Source organism: Streptomyces sp. CoH27 (assembly GCF_020181035.1).
Classification (GTDB): Bacteria; Actinomycetota; Actinomycetes; order Streptomycetales; family Streptomycetaceae; genus Streptomyces; species Streptomyces camelliae.
In genome coordinates, this window is the sequence record NZ_JAIQYY010000087.1 from 1 (window position 1) to 4,154 (window position 4,154).

The 4,154-nt window shown below is 67.2% G+C and carries 4 protein-coding genes; all 4 read right to left on the minus strand.

Going from position 1 to position 4,154, the window contains the following annotated elements; all coding sequences use genetic code 11:
* Positions 1-42 precede the first annotated feature (42 nt).
* On the minus strand, positions 43-432 hold the full coding sequence (locus LE548_RS45055) for a hypothetical protein (protein ID WP_225102828.1): 390 nt from the start codon (positions 430-432) through the stop codon (positions 43-45).
* The gene (locus LE548_RS45060; protein ID WP_225102829.1) at positions 432-1,679 is read right to left on the minus strand and encodes an IS256 family transposase; all 1,248 of its coding nucleotides are present in this window, start codon (positions 1,677-1,679) and stop codon (positions 432-434) included. The genes LE548_RS45055 and LE548_RS45060 overlap by 1 nt, the downstream gene beginning before the upstream one ends.
* 57 nt (positions 1,680-1,736) lie before the next feature.
* Positions 1,737-1,955, minus strand: coding sequence for a helix-turn-helix domain-containing protein (locus LE548_RS45065; RefSeq protein WP_225102830.1), 219 nt, complete (start codon positions 1,953-1,955; stop codon positions 1,737-1,739).
* A 276-nt stretch (positions 1,956-2,231) separates the two neighbouring features.
* A partial coding sequence (locus tag LE548_RS45070) for a tetratricopeptide repeat protein (RefSeq protein ID WP_225102831.1) occupies positions 2,232-4,154 on the minus strand: 1,923 nt, incomplete at its 5' end.

Below are 4,154 nucleotides of genomic sequence, written 5' to 3' on the forward strand. Positions count from 1 at the left end.
CGCATCCTCGCAGGTCAACGGCACCTTTCTGCTGTCAGGGTGTCAACTCGACCAATTCCGCTGAATAGCCAGGGTTGATCCGCTTTCGGAGCCGCCTGTCTTCAGCTGCGCGCGAAGGCTTCTGAGCTCTGCGACCAGGCGGGGGACGGCTTCGCGGGCGGTGGCAATGAACTGTGCGTTCTCGTCCCAGCGCTCGTCGGCGGCATCCACGTAGCGGGGCTGCTGGACCAGTGTCGCGGCCACGATCTCGCGGTGGTCGAAGTTCGGCCAGCGCTCGCCAAGGCCGGTGTCCGGCGTGGTGCTGACAGCGACGAGGTTCATCGCGTACTCGTCGTCAAGGCCGCGCACGAACCAGGGGCCGGGTGTGGCTGCCTGAGCGAGTTCGTCGAGCTCGTCGAGTTCCTCGTCGCTGAGCGGTTCCGGGCTGGCCATCAGGCTGCAACCTCCTGCCGTTCCACGAGTTGGCCGTCCTCGAACGTCGCGCCGGCACGGACCAGGGCGACGGGGGAAGCCCCGATGATCGCGCGCCAGCGGTCCTGAGCCGACTCGACCAGCTTGAACACCATCGCCAGCGCGGCGGCGGGGGTGCCGGCGCCGCGAGTGACCTTGGTGCGGAGCTTGACCGTGGAGAACGTGGACTCGATCGGATTCGTTGTTCGTAGATGGACCCAGTGCTCCGCCGGGAAGTCGTAGAACGCCAGCAGTTCCTCCCGGTCGTCGGTGATCTTCGCGGCGGCCTTGGGCCACTTCGTCCCGTAGGTCCTGGTGAACGCGTCGATCGCCTTCTCGGCGTGTGCGCGGTCCTCGGCGTTGTAGATCTCCTGCATCGCCTTCGTCGCGCCCGGCTGTGCGGACTTCGGCAGGGCGTTCGTGACATTGCGGGCCTTGTGGACCCAGCAGCGCTGATGGCGGGCGGCGGGGAACACCTCGGCCAGGGCCCTCCACAAGCCCATCGCGCCATCGCAGATGACCAGCTCAGGGTCGCGCATGCCGCGGCGGCAGTCGCGCAGCAGGTCGGCCCACGACTCGGTGGACTCGCGCATGCCTTCGGCCAGGGCAATCAGTTCCTTGGTGCCGTCGAGACGGACGCCGAGCAGGACCAGGACGCACGAGTGGGCCTGACCGAGGCGGATCTTTGGGTGGACACCGTCGGCCCACACGTAGACGAAGTCGCGGTCGGACAGGTCCCGGGCCTGGAAGGCGGCGTGGTCCTCGCCCCACTGCTTCGTCAGTCGGGTGACGGTCGCCGGCGAGAGCCGGGCGGCCGAGCCGAGGAACTGCTCCAGCGCGGGCACGAAGTCCCCGGACGACAGTCCGTGCAGGTAGAGCAGCGGCAGCACCTCGCTCACCTTCGGCGACTTGCGGCACCACGGCGCAAGGATCTTGGACGAGAACCGCTTGCGCTCGCCGGTGGACTCGTCGACGCGGCGGTCGTTCACCCGGGGCGCGGTGATCTCGACGGACCCGGCTGCCGTGGCCACGGTCCGAGGCCGGTGGTGCCCGTTGCAGACCACCAGGCGATGCCCCCGCTCGTCGGTCTCGGTCGCCAACTCGGCTATGTACTGGTTGACTTCCGCCTCCAGCGCGGCGGCGAGCATCCGCCGGGCACCCTCGCGCACGATCCCGTCGATCAGGGAGCCGGACTGGGTACTGCCGTCATCGGTGACTACGCTCAGCACGGGCGCGCCTTCCCGACCCGTGCTGCAACGCGGGCCTACTCGGTGACCATCAAAGGATCAATCGGGTACGCCCTCCGCGTCCCCTCCCCGCAGCGATCCACAAGTCCTGAGCATTGCTCGCCGCCACCGCTCCACGGAGCGTTCGCTCACCCGTAGCGTGGCCGCGACTTCCGCGTTCTTCTGTCCGGCCTCGAAGCGTTCCATGGCCTGGATCCATAACCGCTCCCGCGCGGCTCTCTCGGCGTCGGTCAGCCCGCCACCCTGCGCGTACCTCATACGTCCAGGGCTACCGATGCCGCACGCCGGCTGTCAGACGAACGGCGCCGACATCACCCGATCAAGTTCAGTATCTACCTGATCTGATCAGGGACGCCATTGGTCAGGTGTCCTGAAGCGACGTGGATGAGAACAGCGGCCGCCCTGTACATGCCCGGGACGGCCGCTGTGTCGCAGCCTGAGAGGGCGGTATGTGACCGTAGTCGAGGACCAGCCCCCGGTGCAGCATGTCTTGCGGTCATGGCGAACTGCTCCGCCTGACAGGACGAGGGTCTTCTACGACGCGGCGCGAGGCTCGTGGTCCTCGGCGGCCTCGCTGTTCCATATCAGCTCTTGCACCCTTTCGGCTTCCGGGCTTTCGATCTTTGAGAAGACAGCATGTGCCTCCTGCCAGTATGAGCGAGCTCTGTCCAGATAGCCCATGGCCTGGAGGCTGTCCCCGAGACCGGCCAGGGCTGTGCCATGCAAATCGATGGCGCCGATCTCCTCGGCGACCTGCTGTTGATCGAGGTAGTAGGCACGTGCGCTTCTCGCCCGACCGAGGCGTAGGCTCAGTTCGCCGAGATTTCCCAAGGTCAGGCATTCCCCGCGGCGCTCGCCGACTGCACGAGCGGAGGTCAGTGCCCGCCCGAAATAGGCACTTGCCGAATCCAGGTCATCGAGCAGGTAGTACGTGGCACCCAGGTTCAACTCGCAGATCATGACCCGCCTCCGGTCGCCCACGGATTCGTTGAATTCGATGCTGCGGCTGAGGGCTTCTATCGCTTTGTCGTATTGGTTGCGGAGGAGGTAGTGCCTTCCGAGGTCGAGCAGGGCCGCGCTCTCGCCGCGTCGGTCATGTGCGCCCTGGTAGAGGCCCAGCGCCTCAGTGAGTGCTGTTTCCGCTTCATCGAGCCGGGTGAGTTCGTGAAGCGATGCCGCCGCACCTCGCAAGTTCCAGGCAACCACCAGATTGTCTCCCCGGGCCCGGGCGGCTCTTACCGCGATGCGGTGCGCCGTGACGCTCTGCGTTCTGTGGAACCGGAGATTTCTGAAGGAGTCGAGGACGATAGGCAACTGCCATGTGGTTTCGTACAGTTCCTCCTGGGCTGCCGCATCGTGTACGGCAATAAGATTCTGGTGCTCGACGTCGAACCAGCGCAGAGCGGCCTCGTAGGATTCGAACCGCAACGGCGCGATGCCGGCTGCCGGGGCGAGCTGGGGAAGTCCGGGTGCGTTCATCGCGGTCGCCGCGCCGTACGCGGAATGCAGAAACCATCGCGCGAGGCGGTCCAGCACCGCCGGACGTTGCACCTCGGGATCATCGACTGCCATATCGAGGGCGTAGGCTCGCAGCAGGTCGTGGAGTTCGTAGCGGCCCGGTGTGCTCTGGCGCACGAGATTCTCGTCCTGGAGCGCCTCCAGGGCGTCCTCGGCCTCGTGAGTGGAGATGTCGGCGAGCGCGGCGACCATGGCCGGGGTGAAGTCGGGGCCGGGGTGGTGTCCGAGCACGCGGAAGACACGGCGGAGCGGCTCGGCGAGTTCGCGGTAGGAGAGTTCGAAGACGGGGCGCAGTGCTCGGCCGCCGGCGCGAATGGCCCCCAGCTGTCCATCGCTCAGGCGGTCGGCCAGCTCCGCGAGGCTCCAGCTGGGCCGGGAGCGCAGCCGGGAAGCGGCCAAGGCAAGGGCCAATGGGAGGTGGCCGCAGTACTGGACGACGCGGGCTGCCGCCTCGGGCTCGGCCTCGATGCGATCGCGTCCCGCGATCTGGATCAGCAGGTCCAGCGACTCGGCTTCCGAAAACGTACCGATCAAATGGGGGTTGACTCCATCCAGGCCGGCGAGGCTGCGGCGGCTGGTGATCAGCACCAGGCAACTGGGGCCGGCGGGAATGAGGTCGCGGACCTGGTCCTCGTCAGCGGCGTTGTCGAGGAGGACCACCGCACTGCGCTTCCGGAGTCGGTCGCGGTACATCGCCGCCCGCTCATCCCGGGCGGTGGGGATCTGCTGCGCGGGCACGCCGAGCTGGCGCAGGAACGCCTCCAGGACCGCTGATGGGTCTGCGGGCGGGTGTTCAGGATCGAAGCCGCGTAGGTTCACGTGCAGCTGGATGTCGGTGAAGTATCCGTCGCGGACGAGCTGGTGGGCGGCGTGGATGGCGAGCTGGGTCTTGCCCACCCCGGCCATGCCCTCGATGGCGGAGACCACCACCGCGTTCGC

Bases quoted from the DNA above. Each gene is read 5' to 3' on its own strand.
- LE548_RS45055 (WP_225102828.1), bottom strand. From the start codon at position 432: ATGGCCAGCCCGGAACCGCTCAGCGACGAGGAACTCGACGAGCTCGAC.
- LE548_RS45065 (WP_225102830.1), bottom strand. From the start codon at position 1,955: ATGAGGTACGCGCAGGGTGGCGGGCTGACCGACGCCGAGAGAGCCGCG.